The sequence below is a fragment of the Brevibacterium sp. FAM 24630 genome, from assembly GCF_049804075.1.
Taxonomy (GTDB): Bacteria; Actinomycetota; Actinomycetes; order Actinomycetales; family Brevibacteriaceae; genus Brevibacterium.
In genome coordinates this window covers 1-441 of sequence record NZ_JBNBZD010000083.1, presented here as the reverse complement: position 1 = coordinate 441, position 441 = coordinate 1, and the positions used below count along the sequence as shown (strand labels likewise).

Below are 441 nucleotides of genomic sequence, written 5' to 3'. Positions count from 1 at the left end.
CATCGCGCTCATGGCCTCGCACAGGCAGACGCTGCTCTATATTCCCGGGCGCACCGTCTACAACGCTGCCCGCACCTACCGCGGCGACGGGAAAACCGACGCTAAAGACGCCGGAATCATCGCCGACCAGGCCCGGATGCGCCGCGACTTGCAACCCATCCGACTTGGCGATGACATCGCGACCGAACTGCGACTGCTCACCGCTCACCGTACCGACCTGGCCTGCGACAAAACGCGGGCGATCAACCGGATGCGTGCCAGCCTCGGTGAGTTTTTCCCCGCCCTGGAAGCCGCGTTCGACTACTCGACTTCGAAGGCTGCCCTGCTCCTGCTCACCGGATACCAGACCCCAGCGGCGATCCGCCGCATGGGCGTCAAACGCCTCACCGCGTGGTTGAAGAAGCGTGGAGCCAGGTCGGCTGCCCGAGTCGCTGACATCGC

1 protein-coding gene is annotated in these 441 nt (G+C 65.3%); it reads left to right on the top strand.

Annotation, left to right across the window (positions count from 1 at the left end):
• Positions 1–441 (top strand): IS110 family transposase (locus tag ACPUD7_RS17835; protein ID WP_425120661.1); only part of this gene is annotated, 441 nt, incomplete at both ends.